Annotated in this window: 21 protein-coding genes, 1 pseudogene, 1 riboswitch and 1 other annotated feature; of the genes and pseudogenes, 17 read left to right on the top strand and 5 right to left on the bottom strand. The window is 39.1% G+C overall.

Going from position 1 to position 18,547, the window contains the following annotated elements; translation table 11 throughout:
* The first annotated feature begins 34 nt into the window (after positions 1 to 34).
* The 3 genes from KTHG_RS09140 (at position 35) to KTHG_RS09130 (ending at position 2,036) form a co-directional block, all read left to right on the top strand.
* On the top strand, positions 35 to 943 hold the full coding sequence (locus KTHG_RS09140) for a DMT family transporter (RefSeq protein WP_139992997.1): 909 nt from the start codon (positions 35 to 37) through the stop codon (positions 941 to 943).
* Between the two features lie 165 nt (positions 944 to 1,108).
* The gene (locus KTHG_RS09135) at positions 1,109 to 1,636 is read left to right on the top strand and encodes an RNA polymerase sigma factor (protein WP_139992995.1); all 528 of its coding nucleotides are present in this window, start codon (positions 1,109 to 1,111) and stop codon (positions 1,634 to 1,636) included.
* Positions 1,578 to 2,036: a hypothetical protein gene (locus KTHG_RS09130; RefSeq protein WP_139992993.1), complete on the top strand. Its 459-nt coding sequence runs from the start codon at positions 1,578 to 1,580 to the stop codon at positions 2,034 to 2,036. The genes KTHG_RS09135 and KTHG_RS09130 overlap by 59 nt, the downstream gene beginning before the upstream one ends.
* 118 nt (positions 2,037 to 2,154) lie before the next feature.
* Here KTHG_RS09130 and KTHG_RS09125 read toward each other — a convergent pair whose 3' ends face one another.
* Positions 2,155 to 2,580 carry a DUF1284 domain-containing protein gene (locus tag KTHG_RS09125; protein WP_126991745.1) on the bottom strand — a complete coding sequence of 142 codons (426 nt, stop codon included), beginning with the start codon at positions 2,578 to 2,580 and terminating at the stop codon, positions 2,155 to 2,157.
* Between the two features lie 125 nt (positions 2,581 to 2,705).
* Positions 2,706 to 2,944 (top strand) — a binding site (T-box leader).
* A 41-nt stretch (positions 2,945 to 2,985) separates the two neighbouring features.
* On the opposite strand from KTHG_RS09125, the gene metG reads away from it, so the two are divergent.
* Together metG and KTHG_RS09115 are read left to right on the top strand one after the other, a co-directional pair.
* Positions 2,986 to 4,620, top strand: coding sequence for a methionine--tRNA ligase (gene metG, locus KTHG_RS09120; RefSeq protein WP_139992991.1), 1,635 nt, complete (start codon positions 2,986 to 2,988; stop codon positions 4,618 to 4,620).
* Between the two features lie 62 nt (positions 4,621 to 4,682).
* Complete coding sequence (locus KTHG_RS09115) at positions 4,683 to 5,255, top strand: hypothetical protein (protein WP_139992989.1); 573 nt, start codon at positions 4,683 to 4,685, stop codon at positions 5,253 to 5,255.
* Between the two features lie 198 nt (positions 5,256 to 5,453).
* On the opposite strand, the pseudogene KTHG_RS22115 reads toward KTHG_RS09115, so the two are convergent.
* Both KTHG_RS22115 and KTHG_RS09110 read right to left on the bottom strand, forming a co-directional pair.
* Positions 5,454 to 5,626, bottom strand: a pseudogene (locus KTHG_RS22115) (IS3 family transposase); the annotation flags it as partial.
* A 256-nt stretch (positions 5,627 to 5,882) separates the two neighbouring features.
* Complete coding sequence (locus KTHG_RS09110; RefSeq protein ID WP_139992987.1) at positions 5,883 to 6,296, bottom strand: VOC family protein; 414 nt, start codon at positions 6,294 to 6,296, stop codon at positions 5,883 to 5,885.
* Positions 6,297 to 6,526: 230 nt separating this feature from the next.
* On the opposite strand from KTHG_RS09110, the gene sigB reads away from it, so the two are divergent.
* From sigB to KTHG_RS09085, 6 genes are all read left to right on the top strand, one after another.
* Positions 6,527 to 7,282 (top strand): RNA polymerase sigma factor SigB, encoded by a 756-nt coding sequence (gene sigB, locus KTHG_RS09105; RefSeq protein ID WP_139992984.1) that lies wholly within the window; start codon positions 6,527 to 6,529, stop codon positions 7,280 to 7,282.
* Positions 7,283 to 7,566: 284 nt separating this feature from the next.
* Positions 7,567 to 8,043: a DsrE/DsrF/DrsH-like family protein gene (locus KTHG_RS09100; protein ID WP_126991750.1), complete on the top strand. Its 477-nt coding sequence runs from the start codon at positions 7,567 to 7,569 to the stop codon at positions 8,041 to 8,043.
* Positions 8,044 to 8,060: 17 nt separating this feature from the next.
* On the top strand, positions 8,061 to 8,168 hold the full coding sequence (locus KTHG_RS22110) for a sulfurtransferase TusA family protein (protein ID WP_370362755.1): 108 nt from the start codon (positions 8,061 to 8,063) through the stop codon (positions 8,166 to 8,168).
* Positions 8,138 to 8,623, top strand: coding sequence for a sulfurtransferase TusA family protein (locus tag KTHG_RS09095; protein WP_370362760.1), 486 nt, complete (start codon positions 8,138 to 8,140; stop codon positions 8,621 to 8,623). The genes KTHG_RS22110 and KTHG_RS09095 overlap by 31 nt, the downstream gene beginning before the upstream one ends.
* 38 nt (positions 8,624 to 8,661) lie before the next feature.
* Positions 8,662 to 9,789 (top strand): MBL fold metallo-hydrolase, encoded by a 1,128-nt coding sequence (locus tag KTHG_RS09090; RefSeq protein WP_139992982.1) that lies wholly within the window; start codon positions 8,662 to 8,664, stop codon positions 9,787 to 9,789.
* A gap of 108 nt (positions 9,790 to 9,897) precedes the next feature.
* On the top strand, positions 9,898 to 10,125 hold the full coding sequence (locus KTHG_RS09085) for a sulfurtransferase TusA family protein (RefSeq protein WP_139992980.1): 228 nt from the start codon (positions 9,898 to 9,900) through the stop codon (positions 10,123 to 10,125).
* Positions 10,126 to 10,253: 128 nt separating this feature from the next.
* Here KTHG_RS09085 and KTHG_RS09080 read toward each other — a convergent pair whose 3' ends face one another.
* Entirely contained in the window at positions 10,254 to 11,060 is an 807-nt protein-coding gene (locus tag KTHG_RS09080) for a glycerophosphodiester phosphodiesterase (protein WP_139992978.1), read from the bottom strand.
* Positions 11,061 to 11,169: 109 nt separating this feature from the next.
* Between KTHG_RS09080 and KTHG_RS21190 the strand changes: the two genes are divergently transcribed.
* Together KTHG_RS21190 and KTHG_RS09070 are read left to right on the top strand one after the other, a co-directional pair.
* Positions 11,170 to 12,504 (top strand): AAA family ATPase, encoded by a 1,335-nt coding sequence (locus KTHG_RS21190; RefSeq protein WP_186439543.1) that lies wholly within the window; start codon positions 11,170 to 11,172, stop codon positions 12,502 to 12,504.
* 3 nt (positions 12,505 to 12,507) lie between these two features.
* Entirely contained in the window at positions 12,508 to 13,524 is a 1,017-nt protein-coding gene (locus tag KTHG_RS09070; RefSeq protein WP_126991755.1) for a 5-methylcytosine restriction system specificity protein McrC, read from the top strand.
* 35 nt (positions 13,525 to 13,559) lie between these two features.
* Here KTHG_RS09070 and KTHG_RS09065 read toward each other — a convergent pair whose 3' ends face one another.
* Positions 13,560 to 14,432 carry a YitT family protein gene (locus KTHG_RS09065; protein WP_139992976.1) on the bottom strand — a complete coding sequence of 291 codons (873 nt, stop codon included), beginning with the start codon at positions 14,430 to 14,432 and terminating at the stop codon, positions 13,560 to 13,562.
* A gap of 313 nt (positions 14,433 to 14,745) precedes the next feature.
* Positions 14,746 to 14,851, top strand: a riboswitch (SAM riboswitch).
* 95 nt (positions 14,852 to 14,946) lie between these two features.
* On the opposite strand from KTHG_RS09065, the gene KTHG_RS09060 reads away from it, so the two are divergent.
* From KTHG_RS09060 to KTHG_RS09045, 4 genes are all read left to right on the top strand, one after another.
* A complete protein-coding gene (locus tag KTHG_RS09060) occupies positions 14,947 to 15,972 on the top strand; it encodes a methionine ABC transporter ATP-binding protein (protein WP_139992974.1) in 1,026 nt (341 codons plus the stop codon).
* Positions 15,962 to 16,624, top strand: a complete 663-nt coding sequence (locus KTHG_RS09055; protein WP_126991758.1) for a methionine ABC transporter permease — start codon at positions 15,962 to 15,964, stop codon at positions 16,622 to 16,624. Before KTHG_RS09060 ends, KTHG_RS09055 begins: the two co-directional genes overlap by 11 nt.
* A gap of 12 nt (positions 16,625 to 16,636) precedes the next feature.
* On the top strand, positions 16,637 to 17,491 hold the full coding sequence (locus KTHG_RS09050; protein ID WP_139992972.1) for a MetQ/NlpA family ABC transporter substrate-binding protein: 855 nt from the start codon (positions 16,637 to 16,639) through the stop codon (positions 17,489 to 17,491).
* Positions 17,492 to 17,511: 20 nt separating this feature from the next.
* On the top strand, positions 17,512 to 18,547 hold a 1,036-nt coding region (locus KTHG_RS09045), incomplete at its 3' end, for a M20 family metallopeptidase (RefSeq protein WP_139993602.1).

Genomic DNA, 18,547 nt, shown 5'->3' with positions numbered 1-18,547 from the left:
GTTTTATATAATTTTGAAAGATAGGTGATACAAAATGCACGAGACAAAAGAACGTACCTCGACGTTGCAAATGCGTGGCGATTTGATTATGGTCGTTGTGACATTATTTTGGGGTGCCTCGTATTTATTTATTAAAATGGGCTTAGGGTCAATTGAACCGAGCAATTTATTAGCATTGCGTTTTGGTATTGCCTTTATATTAGCAGCAGTTGTTTTTTATAAACGGATGTGCAAAACGACATGGCTTATGCTGAAACATGCCTTTTTACTTGGCACTTTATTGTTTGCTTCATTGATTGTGGTAACCATTGGTGTAAAATCTACTTCGGCATCGAATGCAGGCTTTTTATTTAGTCTTGCGGTCGTATTTGTGCCGTTATTATTAGCGTTATTTTATAAAAAACGTCCAGAACGGCATGTGTTATTTGGTGTTGTGCTATCTTTTATCGGTATTTGCTTGATGACGATGACACATGGATTCGGTATTCGCATGGGGGATTTATTCATTATTATTGGTGCGCTATTATACGCATTGTACATATTAGTGACCGATCGTGTCGCAACGCAGAGTGATGCGCTTGCACTTGGCATTTGGCAGCTTGCATTTACAGCGCTTTGGGGACTCGTCATCGCATTTTTATTTGAAACACCTAAACTACCAGAAACATCAACTGCTTGGGTAGCGGTACTTGCTTTAGGTATTTTGTGCAGTGCGTGTGGTTTTATTGGACAAACGGTCGCGCAGCAATATACAACACCGCTTCGAACGGGACTTATTTTCTCATTAGAGCCCGTATTTACGATTGCCTTTTCCTTCATTTTCTTACACGAAGTTTTAACGATGCAAGGCTATATAGGAGCGGCCTTTATGCTTATAGGTGTTATGACTGCTAAATTAGATTTGCGCTTGTTCCGCGCAGTCGAACGTGTAGAGTCTCATTAGGGTTTTTAGGAGTTTGGATAAATATCCGAGCTCCTTTTTGCTGTAAGTCAGGGGTTAGTAAAGATAACATTATATTAGTCCATCTCTCTATTTTCTTCATTTATTTTAAAAGAAAATGGGACGTTTTTGGCAGCTACTACGTCTATAAGTAAAGGGGGCAAAGAAATGGAACAGGAAATACGGCTATACAGTAGCTATTTACATCAGGTTGCGTATTTGTATGTTAAGGACCGCGAGCTCGCAAAAGATGTTGTCCAGCAAGTATGGCTAAAGCGTTTGAAGAAGGTGGACCAGTTTCGTGCGGAAAGTCAGCTTAAAACGTATTTAGTGCGGATGACGGTGAATGTATGTCATGATTTGTTACGTAAGCAGAAAAAATGGTATGAGCCGATGACAGAGAAAGTTGATTTTAGGACACCCGAACGAAGACTACTACAAAAAGAATGTACAGAAAATCTGATTGGCGCGATCCATACCCTCACATTTAAAGAGCGTGAAGTGATTATTTTACATTATTTTGAGGAGTGGACAACGCCTGAAATTGCTTCCTGTTTGTCGATTACGTCCTCGGCGGTGCGCAGTCGATTACAGCGGGCACGCATGCATTTAAAGGAGAAATTGGAGGTGGCAATAGATGAAGAAGAAACTCGAAGCGGAATTGAAGCCTATTATGCTAACGGAACAAGAGATTGAACGCATCGTGCGAGAAACACAAACGGTGACGAAACCTTCTCGAAAACCAATGCTTATCAGTGTCGTATGGGTAGCGACAGCCTTGTTATTTTTTGTACTATTACTGCCGACTTTTACGCCAGCGTTACATACGGGCGCTACAGTCGCGTTTAACTGGTGGTACGCTATCGTTGCGCTATTCTTTTTAAGTCACATCGTCTATATTTATTTACTAAGACGTGTGAAACAAACGATTTACTGTCCATCATGTGGGGAGGAGCTTTCCGAGCGTTATTTACGTAAAAAAAATGTGGAAGGGAAAAACACCCTGTCCTCGTTGTGGGACAACAACATTTCGCTTGCGAATGCGCAAAAAAATGTTTGGCTTTCAATTTTATTTACTGGCGATGCTGCAGTTTGAAGCATTTGTTTTTCATACAATTGGTTGGCCTATTTTCTTTAGTTTTTTAATTGTTTTCGTGTTATATGGCTTCTTTTTTTATCATGTATCTTCTAATGGATGTGAAACAGTTGAAAGCCTATGGTGAAAACTTCACATCCTGGAGCCCGTGCCCATCGAGTAAATGTTTAAAACCTTGCTCACAATAGCCAAATTTTCGCCATGTACAATGCCCACAAAGTGTTTGAATGCTATTAGGCTTTGCATAAATTTTTAAGCGTTGCTCAATCGTCGCCCAGGACACAATTTGCCCAACTTGTAGACCGAGGAAATCTAAAATAGCCGCATCTTGCGCATAAATTCTTTTTTCATGACAATGATTTTCCTGATAACATGGGAATTTTGCACAGAGCATATCAGGGCCACTAATCAGTTGAACTAATTTTTGGGGTTGTTGCTGTAATTTATTATGAACAGCTGTCATATTATCCGCGTATTCCTTAGAATACCCAACTCCTTGATAGCCGACCATACAAAAAATATGGTGTCCGCGTAATTGATACATTCTTTTGCACCTCATTTAGGTTAACTTTATTTTTATTAATGTTAACTCAAATGGAGGTTGAAGGCAATGCTCATTATTTTAATTGTCAAACAATTTAAAAAATGATATGCTCATACGTGTAAAATATTCAGGCGAAGAAAAGGAAGAGTAATTCTTGTCGCATAGTAAAGAGAGCTTCTGCTGGTGGAAATGAAGCGTATGACGGAGAATGAATATGACCTTGGAGCCCTGCACCGAAATGAAAGTAGGCTGCAGCGAGAAGCCACTCGTTACAACAGGAGCAGTATGAACACGTACTGATAGAGACTAGCTGCAGATGCAACTAGTAAATTTAGGTGGTACCACGATACGATTCGTCCTAATCGATTTTTCGATTAGGGCGTTTTTTTATTAGGAGGAGATATTATGAGTATTTTTATTGGTGGCGCATGGCCATATGCGAATGGCTCACTACATTTAGGGCATGTCGCAGCATTATTACCGGGTGATATTTTAGCACGCTATTATCGATTAAAAGGAGAAGATGTATTATATGTTTCAGGTAGTGATTGTAATGGTACGCCGATTTCAATACGTGCAAATCAAGAGGGGACAACGGTTAAAGCTATTGCTAATCGGTATCACGAGGAATTTGAGGCCTGTTTTCAAGAACTAGGCTTCACCTATGATTTGTATACGCGTACGGATAGTGAGGCGCATCATCAGGCTGTGCAGCATTTATTTTTAACATTACAAGCGAATGGCTATTTGTATACGAAAAAAATAGAGCAAGCCTATTGTCCTGTAGATAAACAATTTTTGCCGGATCGTTTTGTTGAGGGCATCTGTCCGGTGTGCGGTGCAAAGGCACGCGGCGACCAATGCGATAATTGTTCGACGATTTTAGATCCACTTGAGTTGCTTGAAAAGCAGTGTAAAATTTGTGGCACAGCACCTGAAATTCGTAAAACAGAGCATTTTTATTACCAATTTAGTGCTTTCCAGAAACAGCTAGAGCATTTTGTCGAGCAAGCAGAAGCGGCGGGTACCTGGCGAGATAATGCATTGCAACTAACGAAACGTTATTTACAAGAAGGTGTACCAGACCGTGCCGTGACAAGGGATTTGCCTAATGGTATCGATGTACCAATTGCCGGCTATGACGGAAAGAAAATATATGTCTGGATTGAAGCAGTGGCGGGGTATTATACAGCGAGTTTAGTATGGGCACAGCAAAATAATCAGCCACTTGAGAAGTGGTGGCCCGCACGAACAAGAGCTTATTACGTGCATGGTAAAGATAATATTCCATTTCATACAATCATTTGGCCAGCTATTTTAATGGGCGCACATAATGAGGCATTGCCAACACATATTGTTTCGAACGAGTATTTAACGTTAGAAAAACGTAAACTATCTACCAGTCAAAACTGGGCGGTATGGGTACCTGATTTCTTAGAACGCTACGATGCCGATTCCTTGCGTTATTTTTTAACAATTAACGCACCTGAAAATCGCGACGCTGATTTTTCATGGCGTGAATTTATTTATAGCCATAATAGTGAGTTACTTGGTGCATTTGCGAATTTTGTGAATCGAAATCTAAAATTTATCGCCAAATCTTTTGATGGCAACGTACCGCAAGCATCGATTGATACAGCCATATATCAGCGTGTTGCTGTATTGTATGAAAAAGCTGGACAATTAATTGAAAATGGGCACTTAAAGCAAGCACTAGAGCTCATTTTTGAAGGCATACGAGCAGGCAATCGTTATTTTGATGAAGCACAGCCATGGCGCACATTAACAGAGGCTCCTGAGCAATGTGCCAAAACGCTTGCAACATGTGTTTTTTTAATTGAGAATTTGGCACAACTTTTGCAGCCCTTTATTCCATTTGCATGTGAAAAATTAAAACGTATGTTAACAATCGAGGCAAACGGTTGGCAAATGATTTCGACATTGCCAGCAGTAGTCCAGCAAGTACAGCCACTATACGAACGCATTGATGTGGCAAAAATTGACGAAGAGTTACAACGCTTGCAAAATAACATTAAATAGTAAATATTTATTATGAAAAACCATCTTTTTAGGGTAATATGGAGAAGAAAGGTGGTAATGATATGAAAAAAGGGTTTTTAGTAGCCTTGTTTGCGTTTATGTTGGCTTGGGTGCCGCTTCAAGCGAGTGCCGCGACAAATTATATGCCGACAGTTGGAAAAACGTATACATACAAGGCGTTAATGAATGACGACAATGATAAATTAATCACGAAAAAATTTGCGTTACTTGCGGATGAACCGACTGCTTTTATGACAGAGGAAGAATGGCAGCAAACGGCAGAGGGTCTAACAGGTGTGATTGGTAGTACAGAAGATGAAGAAACAATGCTGATTACAATGTATGAGCCAAAAAAGAAAATTATGACCTTCTCGTTATTTAGTGGCACTAGCGAAGATTATTTCACAGTGAAGCTAGATAAAGTAGGTACGAGCATTCAAACGGATTATGGCAAAATGCGTGTAGCATCTGCTAATAAGACGGTGAAAATAAAAGCGGGTACGTTTAAAAAATGTACAGTCGCAAAAATCGGTAGCGGCAAAAAAGCAATTAATTATGTTATCGCACCAAAGCATGGCTTGATTCAAATTAGTCAAAACGGCAAGTCCATTTTAGAAGCAATAAAAATTAAATAATAAAAGAAGCTGGGTCCATAACAGATGTCCAGTTGACAAAAATTAGCAAAAAGAAAAGAAAGAATCGTTTGCGCGGGAACTGACCCACGAAAGTGAGACAAAGAAAAAGACAATATCTTTCAGCTGAATTTGACGGCGACTCCTAGGGGCCTCTAGGAGTCGCCGTCAATTTCTTGTTAAACCATCTTTTTCCGGTATTCAACCGGGGTGTAACTTGGCCAAAATCCGCGTATCATTATCGTAGTTGATGTATGCTTGAACGACAATGCCATTTGTCGTTCTCAAAAGCCCATCAAAATAAAACGTTTCGTACTAATGATGGCGTTATTAGCGGGCGTGCCTTTACGGGACATGCTCATGATAACGCCTTTTTTGATTGCTTGCTAATAATCATGCGACGTCATTTTAGATATACCTTTCCAATAGGTGTATTGTTTCCCGAAAGGCTGTTGTAACCAATGCGCCTTTCCGTCTAGATACTGCTTCACCCATTAAAAAACACCTCTAAAGATGTTTCTCCTTGAAGGTGCCTTTTCTTTTTATACTGTCTCAGATTTTTAGGTCAATTCGCCAGCGCAATTCCTTCTTTATATTGTGTACGGCTCCTAAAATGAAGATAAGATTCTATTATGCATCGAGTCCTTGAGCTTTTAACCATTCAGGATCAGGTGGCACTAACTCGATTAACTCAATAATTAAACCGTCGGGGGCTTCAATTTGAAAACGCGTTTGTCCCCATGGCTCCCGTAAAATATTTGTCAAAATAGGCACGCCTAAATCTTCTATTTTCTTATACATTTGCTGAATATCCTCAACAATATAGGCGAGTAAAAATCCTGCTGGGTCTTGGAACTGTCGTTTAAGTAAGCTTTCATGGTCTTTCTGTACAAAATCAATGGCCATTTGCTGCATGTCAGAGCGCGCAAGTGAACGATACCAATCCCCAACACTTGTTTGCACTTCATAGCCTAAAACCTCACAAAAAAATGCGGCAGATTGGGTCACATTTGATGCGTTAATCGCTAAACCGAATGTCGGCATTCCGCTCCCTCCTTTTTTTATTGTATACCCGTTTTAACAACGGATAAATTTCCATAAAAAGGATTTTGTTTATGCAACCATATGCCTGAGCACTCCCACTTTTACACTATTTTACAGAAATAAAGATTTCTTTTTACACTTAATGGGTAGGAAAGTGAGAGAAGGTCCTTATTGTAGTATGTTGTTTTTTGTGTGAATGCTTCATACCAATGAAAAGTAGGTGTATATCGATGACAACAAAGTATGCATCAAAAGAGCAAGTACATCAGTGGATTCAGCAGTGTCAGCAAAGTCGTGACGAAGATGCGCAAACGCAGTTAGTACTTAATTACAAATCATTAATTTATTCCATTACAAATCGATATGTGAAAAACTATGCGCAACAGGAAGATTTATTTCAGGTAGGGGTTATTGGTTTATTAAAAGCGATACGTCGTTTTGATGTATCCATTCAGCGTAGCTTTGAAGCTTTTGCGATCCCGACAATTTTAGGTGAAATCAAGCGGTATATTCGCGATACGACATGGGATGTACACGTACCACGTAGGGTAAAAGAATTAGGACCTAAAATTAAACGTAAGGTAGCAGAGTTAACGACTACTTTACAGCGTTCCCCATCGATTTTAGAAATTGCACAAGCTTTAGATACAAGTTTAGAAGAAGTGCTTGAAACGATGGAAATGATGACAAGCTACAACACGTTATCATTAGATGTACCTATGGATGTGGACAGTGAGGATAGAGATCGAACTTTTTTTGATGTAGTAGGATCGGTAGATGAAAACTTTGATTATTTGGAAAAAATGATGGCTGTTCAAGCAAGCATTCAAGTATTAGATCACCAGGAACGGGATGTTATTGAGCTAACATTTATGGCAAATATGACACAAATTGAAATTGGTAAGCAGCTAGGTATTTCACAAATGCATGTATCACGAATTAAGCGAACGGCACTTGATAAATTAAAAACAGCTGTAATGAGCTAGAGAAAACTTTAAGTATCTAATGAAAATTAGATACTTTTTTTATGAAAAAATACATATACCCCTATATATATAAGGAAATATCGATGTATATAACTTTATAAAACCCTTCATTTACGGTGTTTTAAAGAAAATAAATAATATTCGTTGACATATACCTAATAGGGTATTAATATAGAGCTTGTAAGATATCACAAAATAAAAATGAAAAAACAAATAAATTGCTGTATACAGCTTTTTATTTTTCAATAAAAAAATACCTATGCGGGTAATTAATGGAGGACTTAATGGAAAAGAAACGCACGACAATCGTATTATTTAGTGGAGACTATGATAAGGCAATGGCTGCCTATATTATTGCAAATGGGGCAGCAGCGTACGACCATGAGGTAACGATTTTTCATACGTTTTGGGGTATTAATGCCCTGCGCAAACAACAGCCAGTAGCGGTGAAAAAAGGATTTCTTGAAAAAATGTTTGCTAAAATGATGCCGCGCGGAGCAGAGCAGCTTGGTTTATCAAAAATGCAAATGTTAGGCATGGGTCCAAAAATGATTAAACATGTAATGAAAAAGCATAATGCACTAACGCTAACTCAACTTGTTGAAATGGCGCAGGAGCAAGATATTAAATTAGTAACATGTACGATGACAATGGATTTATTAGGGCTTCAAAAAGAGGAGCTATTAGATGATATTACGTATGCAGGTGTTGCAGCATATTTAGCGGATGCTGAACAAGGCAACGTCAACTTATTTATTTAACTTGGAGGAAACAAATTATGACAATTCATGCAGATGTAAAATTAGATGCAAAGGGTTTAGCTTGCCCAATGCCAATCGTAAAAACGAAAAAACAATTGAAAAAGAAGTACAAGAAGGACAGGTAGTAGAAATTCAAGCAACTGATCAAGGCTCAAAAGCAGATTTAGTGGCATGGGCAAAATCAACAGGCCATCAATATATCGGCCTAATTGAAGAAGGCGACGTATTATTCCACTATATTCGTAAATGCAACCCAGAAAAAGCAGATGCTACTGAGAAAACATTTACACAAACTGCTTCAAATGATGATTTAGCTAATGTAACAGGTACTATTTTAGACGTTCGCGAAGCAGCTGAATATGCATTTGGTCATATTCCAGGGGCGCTATCAATGCCACTAGGTGAGTTAGAGGAACGTATGAATGAATTAAATAAAAATGAAGCAATCTACGTTATTTGTCGTACAGGTACACGTTCAGATTTAGCCGCACAAACACTTGCAGCAAATGGCTTTACAAATGTATATAATGTTTTACCAGGCATGAGTGAATGGCAGGGTGAAACCGCGCAAGAACTATAAAATTTTTTCAAAAAAATAATACCTATGGGGGTAAAAAGATGACAGTATCAACATGGACAGCACAACAAGTAGCACAAAAAGTAATTAATAATGATGAATTATTTATTTTAGACGTTCGAAATGCAGATGCGTTTGCGGATTGGAAAATTGAAGGTCACAAATTTGAGTATTTAAATATTCCATACTTTGAATTATTAGATGGTGTAGAAGAAATTTTACCGAAATTGCCAGCGGATAAAGACATTTTAGTTGTCTGCGCAAAAGAAGGTTCTTCTATCATGGTAGCAGAAATGTTAACAGAAGAAGGATTGGATGTAGCGTATTTACAAGGTGGCATGAAATCTTGGTCAATGTATTTAGAGCCAATTAAAGTAGCTGATTTAACAGACGGTGGCGAATTATATCAATTTGTACGTTTAGGTAAAGGTTGCTTATCATATATGGTTATCTCAGGTGGCGAGGCAGCAATCATTGATGCAGTGCGTTTTACAGAAGTGTTTACAAACTTCGCAGCTGAAAAAGGCGCAACAATTAAACATGTATTTGATACACATTTACATGCTGACCATATTTCAGGTGGTCGTCATATTGCAGCACAAACTGGTGCAACTTACTATTTACCAGAAAAAGATGCGGAAGAAGTTGTATTCGACTATACAGCATTAGAAGATGGTCTAACAGTAAAAATTGGTGCATCTCAAATCGAAGTTGGCGCGCTATACTCTCCGGGGCATACAATTGGTTCAACATCGTTTGTTATCGATCATCGCTTCTTATTAACAGGTGATATTTTATTCATCGATTCAATTGGCCGTCCTGATTTAGCTGGTCTCGCAGAGGACTGGGTAGCTGATTTACGCGAAACATTATATAGTCGTTACCGTGCATTAGCAGAAGATTTAATCGTTTTACCGGCACACTTTATGATTATTGATGAATTGAATGAAGATGGTACAGTAGCACGTCGTTTAGGCGATTTATTTGCACAAAATCATGGTTTAAATGTTTCGGATGCAGACGAATTCCGTCATTTAGTAACAGATAACTTACCACCACAACCAAACGCATACCAAGAAATTCGTCATGTAAATATGGGGAAAGTAACACCAAATAACGACGAGCAAACGGAAATGGAAATCGGTCCAAACCGTTGTGCTGTACGCTAAGATTCGCAGTTTGCTGGAGCATATTATTGTCACACACTGCGTGAGAGCTGTCCCAAACGGCTGATTCTATAAATCACTTACACAAAAACAGGAAAAGAGGAATTACACATGAATATTACAAAATCATTAGACGCAAAAGGCCTAGCATGCCCAATGCCAATCGTTAAAACAAAAAAAGCAATGGATACACTAGCAGCAGGTGACGTATTAGAAGTTTTTGTTACAGATAAAGGCGCACTAAATGACTTCACAGCATGGGCACAAGCAGGTGGTCATAACATTTTAGAGCAAAAAGAAGATGGCGATGTGATTACGTTTTACATTGAAAAAGCATAAAAAATGAACTAGGATAAAATACTCTAGTTAAAAATGAATAGAAAAAAGAAGGAATCGATAAGACGATTCCTTCTTTTTTTAAAAATAATGCTCATTCAGAAAACCTATCCCCTATACTCATCCGATTCTTACGGAATAATAACATCCGTTTCGATTAAACGAGGATGCAATTTTTGAGCTTTTTCATATTGTGCTTCTGTATTGACGCCATATACATGCAATTTGAGTTTAGCACGTTTAATCTTTTCTGCAGTTTCCGCGTTTATGTTATTAATAGAAACAGAGTAGAGTGCTTGATTATATTTTTTCAATGCGATAAGATCTGTATCAACATTTTTAAGTGCGTTCCCAAGGAAAGTTACGGGTGCTTCAGGGTACCATTTATTAAATTGTTCACGAATTTCTGTATTACTTAGAACAAAGAACGAATGGTTATATACATTTTCTTGTTGTGCTAGTTGAATCACATCATCTACAAAATCTTTATCATCCCAATTCCCCTTAGAACCATCAAAATTGATACCAACATCATAACGGTCCGCTTCTTCAAGCGCTTCTTGTAATGTAGGTACTTTATAAGATGTTAAACGGCCTGTATCATCTTCAATCTTTAATTTTTCAATTTCAGCAAGCGTCATATTACTTACTTGTCCACTACCATTCGTTGTGCGATCAACCGTTTTATCATGCATTAAAATGTAATGATGATCTTTCGTTCGTTGAACATCAATTTCGACAAAACCATAGCGCAATTTACCAGCTGCTGCAATGGCTTCAACCGTATTTTCAGGAGCTACTATTTGTGCACCCCGATGTGCGCTAAGTTCAGTTTTATTACTTTGAAGCCATTGAGAATGTTTGGCTGCGCTTGCCTCTCCTGTAAAGATAATAGTTGCTGCAACAGCAACCATAGTTCCTATAAGTGATTTTTTCATGAGGTCACTCCCTTTAGTTTATCGTACAACCTTATAATAAGGGGAATATATTAAGGCAATATAAAGGGTATGCTAAAATGTTGTTAGAATAGAAAAAGGGGGCGATAATATGGCAGTAGTCATTCGATTTGATTTTGATGAAAATCCAATGGCTTATTTTCATTTTGAGCATAATAATCGCGATGGTTCCTTTGATAAATATTGGTTCACAGAGGAGGGGGATGAACTTCCTTTTGTGAAACGGTTTATTGATGAACAACTCGAAACAGGGGAAGCATTATATGCGCTTTATTGGTATGACGGAGCGCCGGTCATGATGTCGCGCATTCAGAAGGTGCTGACAAAGAAAGAACTTGATGAAGTAAATGAGACGTTAACGGATAAAATTGAGCTTTCTCCAACATATGAGCAGCCGCTTATTTGGTTTGAGAAATCCTTTCGATTGGTACACCCGGCGATTGAGGGTTTTTTAACAGCGCTTGATGTGCCAAAGATTGAATGGGATTTTTATGCCTTCGATGATATCGAATACGAGCAGTTTTTAGCATCAAATCATATTCAGTACTCTTTATTTGAGGCAGAATTAACGGTTGATGAAGAACAACTTAAGCAACAGCTCTTTTTCGATGAAGCCCAATTAGACATGATACAAGAGGCACTTTTATACAAGAAAAATATCATTTTACAAGGGCCTCCAGGTGTTGGGAAAACCTATTTAGCGAAGCAGTTAGCCTATTTAAACATGCCATTTAAAGAACAGCATTTCATCCGAACGGTGCAGTTTCATCAGTCGTATAGCTATGATGACTTTGTGCAAGGCTATAAACCGACCGTTGACGGAGGCTTTGAGCTGAAAAATGGGGTGTTTTATACATTTTGTCAGACGGCACAGCAAGATCCATCGCATCCCTATTATTTTATTATTGATGAAATGAACCGCGGGAATGTTAGTAAGATTTTTGGTGAGCTGATGACGCTGATGGAGGCAGATAAACGCGGACCGTCATTTGCGATTCCACTAGCATATGATGACACGCCGTTTTATATTCCGGAAAATGTATCAATTATTGGCATGATGAATACCGCAGACCGCTCACTCGCGGTTGTGGATTATGCGCTGCGTCGTCGTTTTGCGTTTGTGACGTTGACACCGCAGTTTAATCAGAAATTTCGCCAGCATTTACTTGATGCAGAAGTACCGCTCGTATTAGCGAATTTTATTAATGAAAAAATGACGAAGCTCAATGCAATTATTGCAGAGGAACCAAATCTAGGACGTGGCTTTATGATAGGGCATAGTTATTTTTCACAGCCACAGGCAGATGCGGTAAAGTGGTATAATCGCGTCATTCGTCTAGAGATTGCGCCGTTATTAGAAGAGTATTGGTTCGATGAGCCGGAGCTTGCGCGTACGGAAATTGCGAAGTTACGCTATGAGGTTTAGTGGATGATTCCAATTGCGAATATTTATTATATGCTGAGCTACAGTGCTGGTATTTTGCCAGAACAGGGTGAGCGTTTTGTGACAGCGTCGAATGATGAGGCACTTGTGGAGTTATTTGCACAAGCCTTTGAACGCCGATTGACGCCAGTTGTAAAGCGTGGATTTTATAAAGAGTATGTAACAACAAAGCAAGAAACGACTGCACCACGCGGCAAAATTTTAATGCGTGAAACGATGCGTCTTGGCCATAAACCTCGTGTTGTGAGTGAGGTAGACCACTTTTCAGTCGATATTTTGCATAATCAAATTATACGGGCGACATTAGTGAAATTAATTCATGACGGCTCATTGACGCGGCAAACGACAACAAAATTAACGCGTCAGCTGCGCTATTTTCAAGAAATCACACCCATTCGTGTCACAGCGCAGCATTTTGAGAATTTAACATTTCATCGTCAAAATCAAAATGACCGCATGCTGCTAGATATTTGCCGCATGATTCATTTATATACGATGATTGATGAGGTAGACGGGCGACTGCGCTTTATTGATTTTGAAAAGACGCATCGTATGCATGAGCTATTTGAGCAGTTTGTCCGTAATTTTTATAAGCAGCATCTACATGACTATCAGGTGTCACGTGAATATATGGATTGGCATGTTGGGCGTGTTGTAAAGGGAGACCGTTCACTTATTCCAAAAATGCAGACGGATATTTGTTTGACGAATGAGGCGCGAAAAATCATTATTGATACGAAATATTACGAGCATACGCTCATGACGACGCGTTACGGAGCAGAGCGCGTACATTCGCAAAATCTGTATCAGCTTTATAGTTATTTAGAGAATGCTGAATCTCGGCCCATGATGGCGGGTATGCTGTTATATCCGCAGGTCGATGAGCCAATTGATTTAGTTGTCGAGTTAAATGGCTATCCGTTAACCGTCGCAACCGTCGATTTAAATGTGCATTGGTCTGTCATTCATACTCGTTTAATGCAATTAATTGAACGCATTTAAAAAAGAGGAATTGCATTTGCAATTCCTCTTTCGTTTTAGTGAATATCTTTTTTCTTGAAATTCCCGCCCTTAACTTCGGCTGTGTCATACACAGTAACGAAGGCATTTGGGTCTGTTTCAAAAATAATTGATTTCATTTTTGTATCTTCCATACGGTTAATGACGCATGTTACTTCTTTGAACATTTCATTTGAATAGCCACCATAGACCTCTGACAATGTCGAACTACGACCAAGACGATCGCGAATCGTTTCGACAAGTAAATCAGGGTCCTTCGTAATGACTTTATATGTTTTCGAGCCGCTCAGACCTTCTTCAACGATATGAATTACTTTTGAGGCGATAAAGTATGCTAGACCAGAAAGAATCGCACCTTCAAGACCGAATACCGTTGATACGAGAATAAAGACAAACATATTTAAAAATAAAATTAAATCACTCGTACCAAATGGTAGCTTGCGTGCTAATAATACTGCGAGCATATCAATACCATCTAGAGCACCACCGTTACGTAATGCAAGACCCATACCAAAACCTAAAATGATACCACCGACAACGGTAATTAATAACGTGTCCCCTTCAATAATTGTATTGACATGGTGGAGTATAATTGTTCCGATTGCTAACGTTGCGATCCCTAAAATTGAATAGAGTGCAAAACTTTTACCAATCTGCTTATAGCCTAGCCAAATAAAAGGAATATTAATAATTGCGATTAACGTGCCAAGCGGTAAGCCGAATAATTGTGATAGTACGATACTAATACCTGTAACGCCACCATCGGATACGCTATTTGGAATTAGGATTGCTTCTAGTCCATAGGCCGCAATCAAAGCCCCGATAATAACCATTAATCCTTTAAATAGTGTTTTCTTAAAACTCTTCTTTTTTGTTTTTCCTTCTGCCATAGAATCTCCTTCACTTTGCTACAAATTGTTGTTCTATTATTATTTTATAAAAAATTAGACTCAAATGTATAATTATAAGTATTTTTTTCACGATTTTTTTTGAAAGTCTACTGAATGGCAAGGATATAAATACGGGTTTTACGTTATTTCAGTGAGGCAATTGTCTATTTTCAGTAAAAAAATGAAATCGTTTTCTTTTTAACGACTATAATTTTCTTATTTTCAGAAAAAAATATTTTTTCAGTAAATTTATTGACAAGTAATTTACTAGGGTTTATGATGAAACCAATCAAAACAAACAACAATTACATAGTTCTTATCAAGAGAGATGGAGGGACAGGCCCGGTGAAATCTCGGCAACAGCTTTTTAAAAAGTAATGTGCCAAATCCTGCAAGTAGTTTCACTTGGAAGATAAGAGTACGATTTTAACACCTTTCGTTTCTCTTTTATTTCGAGAAGCGAAAGGTTTTTTTGATGTAACTTACGTTTAAGAGGGAGAAGGTAGATGCTTAAATGATTGAATTTTCAGATGTTTCAAAAATATTTAAAGTGAAAAGTCGTGAAGTGAAAGCGGTGCAAAATGTATCATTGAAAATTGAAAAAGGAGATATTTTTGGCGTCATCGGCTTTAGTGGTGCGGGAAAAAGCACGCTACTACGCATGGTGAACTTATTAGAAAAGCCAACAGTAGGTACAGTCAAGGTGCATGATACCGATTTAATGAAGCTTTCACCTAAAGAATTACGTGGTCTACGCCGTAATATTGGTATGATTTTTCAAAACTTTAATTTAATGACCTCACGCACGGTTGCTGGCAATATTGCCTACCCAATGAAGCTTGAAAAAGTGCCAAAAAAGGAAATTGAGCGTCGTACAAAAGAGCTGTTATCCTTTGTCGGCTTATCAGAGAAGGCAAAGGATTATCCGGAGCAATTGTCTGGTGGTCAAAAACAGCGTGTCGGTATTGCACGAGCGCTAGCAAATAATCCGGACATTCTCATTTGTGACGAGGCAACATCGGCGCTTGATCCGGAAACAACAGCGGATATTTTAAAGTTGTTAAAGCGCGTCAATGCAGAGCTTGGTATTACGGTGTTATTAATTACACATGAAATGAATGTCATCCAAGAAATTTGTAATCGTGTAGCGGTCATGGAAAACGGTTTTGTGATTGAATCGGGGGATGTGTATGACGTATTTACAAACCCGCAGCATCCAACGACACAGCGCTTTATTCAGTCGGTGAATCAAGATAGACCGTCTGAGGCAATTTTAAAAGAATGGCGGAAAAATGGGGGCAATCATTTATATCGTGTGTTATTTAAAGGCTCGACGACACATACGCCATTATTATCGGAGATTACGCAAAAATACGGCGTTTATTTCAATATTCTTTATGGTACGGTTCGAGAATTGCAACAGCAGATGTTTGGCAATTTACTCGTTTCCTTTGAGGGCGATGAACGAGCGATAAAAAAAGCTATTTCGGAATTACAGCAAATCGTAGAGATGGAGGAGGTGGTTGTGCATGAAAGTTGATTGGGCATTATTTTGGCCGCGTATTTTAGAAGCGACAGGTCAAACGATTTACATGGTGCTACTAACATTAATTTTTGGCGCTATTATCGGCATTGTAATTGGGTTACTACTTTATGTGACACGCGAAAATAATATTATGGAAAGCAAAGTCGTCTTTACCATTTTAAATATTCTCGTTAATATTATTCGCCCCATTCCATTTATTATTTTCCTTGTGGCGCTATCACCATTAACGCGTATCGTGATGGGAACGACGATTGGCACGACAGCGGCGATTTTTCCGATGACCATTGCGGCAGCCTTTAGCATTGCGCGTGTTGTCGAAAATAACTTAATTAGTATCGACCCAGGTGTTATTGAAGCAGCGAAGGCAATGGGTGCGAGCTCTTGGCAAATTGTGTTCACTGTCTTAATTCCAGAAGCACTTGGACCATTAGTGTTAGGCTTAACCTTTGTGACGGTTGGTTTGATAGACTTCTCAGCAGTTGCCGGCACAGTAGGCGGCGGAGGTCTTGGACATATTGCCATTACATACGGCTATCAGCGCTTTGATACGAGTGTCATGATTGTGACGGTCGTTATCTTGATTGTCCTTGTGCAATTAGCGCAGTGGCTTGGAAATACGGTATCGAAGAAAATTTTAAGAAGATAAGGGGATTAAGAGATGAAAAAATTAGGATATGTATTAGTAACAGCACTACTGGTCGTTGTATTAGCAGCGTGTGGGAAATCAGATGATGCCGCAGATAAGACCGTGAAAATCGGTATTAGTGGCTCAGATGGCATGCAGTGGCCATTACTAGAAGAAAAATTAGAAAAAGAAGGCATCCATATTGAATTTGTTGAATTTGAAGATTACACATTACCAAACAATGCATTAGCACATAAGGATATCGACATTAATGCATTCCAGCACGTATCATTCCTTTCTTCTTATGTAAAAGAAAGTGGCAATGACCTAGTACCATTAGCATCAACCGTATTTGCACCACTTGGCTTGTACTCAGAAAAATTAAAAGATGTAAAAGACATTAAAAAAGGCGATACAATCGCGATTCCAGATGATCCATCAAACCAAGCGCGTGCATTAAAGTTATTAGAATCAGCGGGCTTAATTGAATTAAAAGCAGATTTTGGTCTATATGATGATGCATCAAAAATTACAGAAAATCCATTAGAGCTAGACATTAAACCAATGGTGGCACAGCAAACACCGCAAGTATTACCAGACGTTGCGGCCGCTATTATTAATAATGGTATCGCAGGTCAAGCAGGTTTGTCACCAGGTGAAGATCCACTTTATCGCGAGGACGAGGCAAGTGATAATATCAAACCATATATTAATATCTTTGCAGTTCGTGCAGAGGATAAGGATAATGAAACATACAAAAAAATCGCTGAAGTATACCAAAGTGAAGACATTCAAAAAGCTGTAAAAGAAGAAACAAAGGGCGGCCAAAGTATCGTTGTTGAGCCACAAGAAGACTTATTAAAAACATTTGATGAATTAAAAAAATAACCATTTAGGAGGTTCTAATCATGCAGAAAGTACTCAGTAAGCAACAACGTATTACGCAGTTCATTGATAAACAGCAGGCGCGGTATATTTCTATCAGTCAGGCCATTCACGCGAATCCTGAAATCGGCAACGAGGAATTTTTCGCGAGTGAGCAACTCGTCACTTTGCTTAAGGAAAATGGCTTTGATGTACAGACAGCCGTTGCAGGTCATGAAACATCATTCTATGCAGTAAAGGATAGTGGGAAGCCCGGTCCGACGATTGCGTATTTAGCAGAGTATGATGCGCTGCCAGGATTAGGACATGCTTGTGGGCATAATTTAATTGGTGTTATGAGTACAGCGGCCGCGATTGCACTGAGTGAAACACTCGATTCAACAGGTGGCAAGGTTGTTGTTCTCGGGACGCCTGCAGAGGAGGGTGGTCCAAATGGTAGTGCGAAGGGAAGTTTTGTAAAGCATGGCTATTTGGAAAAGATTGACCTAGCCCTTATGCTGCACCCATTCGGTATTACGATGCCAACGACAGATTCACTTGCGGTCGACCCGATTGATTTTCATTTTTACGGAAAGTCAGCACATGCGGCCAGTGCACCAGAGGAAGGCATTAATGCATTAGATGCGGTGATTCAGCTTTACAATGGCATCAATGCGCTACGTCAACATGTGGCAGCTGATGTGCGGATTCATGGCATTATTACAAACGGTGGAGACGCACCAAATATTGTGCCAGACTACGCCTCAGCGCGCTTTTATATTCGTGCAAATTCATGGAATCGTACCGCTGAAACGGCTAAAAAGGTCGAAGCGATTGCCGAAGCGGCCGCACTTGCAACAGGTGCGACGGTGAAAATTGAACGCTTCCAAAATGAGGTGAAGGATTTAGTCGTGACACCCGCAGTTGATGCAGTATTAAGTGAGCATTTAGCCGCAGTTGGTGAAAACGTCATATTAGATAGTGGCAAGTCACTCGGTTCAACAGATGCCGGTAATATTAGCTACGAGGTTCCGACAGCACATGGCTATTTGAAAATTGGTGATGAAGCACTTGTGCCGC

Source organism: Kurthia sp. Dielmo (assembly GCF_000307285.2).
GTDB classification, from domain to species: Bacteria; Bacillota; Bacilli; order Bacillales_A; family Planococcaceae; genus Kurthia; species Kurthia populi.
Note: the sequence above shows the minus strand (reverse complement) of the source record. Positions and strands in the feature narration are given on the sequence as shown.

Coding starts and splice junctions, on each gene's coding strand:
- KTHG_RS09140 (WP_139992997.1), top strand. CDS start 35: ATGCACGAGACAAAAGAACGTACCTCGACGTTGCAAATGCGTGGCGAT.
- KTHG_RS09135 (WP_139992995.1), top strand. CDS start 1,109: ATGGAACAGGAAATACGGCTATACAGTAGCTATTTACATCAGGTTGCG.
- KTHG_RS09130 (WP_139992993.1), top strand. CDS start 1,578: ATGAAGAAGAAACTCGAAGCGGAATTGAAGCCTATTATGCTAACGGAA.
- KTHG_RS09125 (WP_126991745.1), bottom strand. CDS start 2,580: ATGTATCAATTACGCGGACACCATATTTTTTGTATGGTCGGCTATCAA.
- metG (WP_139992991.1), top strand. CDS start 2,986: ATGAGTATTTTTATTGGTGGCGCATGGCCATATGCGAATGGCTCACTA.
- KTHG_RS09115 (WP_139992989.1), top strand. CDS start 4,683: ATGAAAAAAGGGTTTTTAGTAGCCTTGTTTGCGTTTATGTTGGCTTGG.
- KTHG_RS09110 (WP_139992987.1), bottom strand. CDS start 6,296: ATGCCGACATTCGGTTTAGCGATTAACGCATCAAATGTGACCCAATCT.
- sigB (WP_139992984.1), top strand. CDS start 6,527: ATGACAACAAAGTATGCATCAAAAGAGCAAGTACATCAGTGGATTCAG.
- KTHG_RS09100 (WP_126991750.1), top strand. CDS start 7,567: ATGGAAAAGAAACGCACGACAATCGTATTATTTAGTGGAGACTATGAT.
- KTHG_RS22110 (WP_370362755.1), top strand. CDS start 8,061: ATGACAATTCATGCAGATGTAAAATTAGATGCAAAGGGTTTAGCTTGC.
- KTHG_RS09090 (WP_139992982.1), top strand. CDS start 8,662: ATGACAGTATCAACATGGACAGCACAACAAGTAGCACAAAAAGTAATT.
- KTHG_RS09085 (WP_139992980.1), top strand. CDS start 9,898: ATGAATATTACAAAATCATTAGACGCAAAAGGCCTAGCATGCCCAATG.
- KTHG_RS09080 (WP_139992978.1), bottom strand. CDS start 11,060: ATGAAAAAATCACTTATAGGAACTATGGTTGCTGTTGCAGCAACTATT.
- KTHG_RS21190 (WP_186439543.1), top strand. CDS start 11,170: ATGGCAGTAGTCATTCGATTTGATTTTGATGAAAATCCAATGGCTTAT.
- KTHG_RS09070 (WP_126991755.1), top strand. CDS start 12,508: ATGATTCCAATTGCGAATATTTATTATATGCTGAGCTACAGTGCTGGT.
- KTHG_RS09065 (WP_139992976.1), bottom strand. CDS start 14,432: ATGGCAGAAGGAAAAACAAAAAAGAAGAGTTTTAAGAAAACACTATTT.
- KTHG_RS09060 (WP_139992974.1), top strand. CDS start 14,947: ATGATTGAATTTTCAGATGTTTCAAAAATATTTAAAGTGAAAAGTCGT.
- KTHG_RS09055 (WP_126991758.1), top strand. CDS start 15,962: ATGAAAGTTGATTGGGCATTATTTTGGCCGCGTATTTTAGAAGCGACA.
- KTHG_RS09050 (WP_139992972.1), top strand. CDS start 16,637: ATGAAAAAATTAGGATATGTATTAGTAACAGCACTACTGGTCGTTGTA.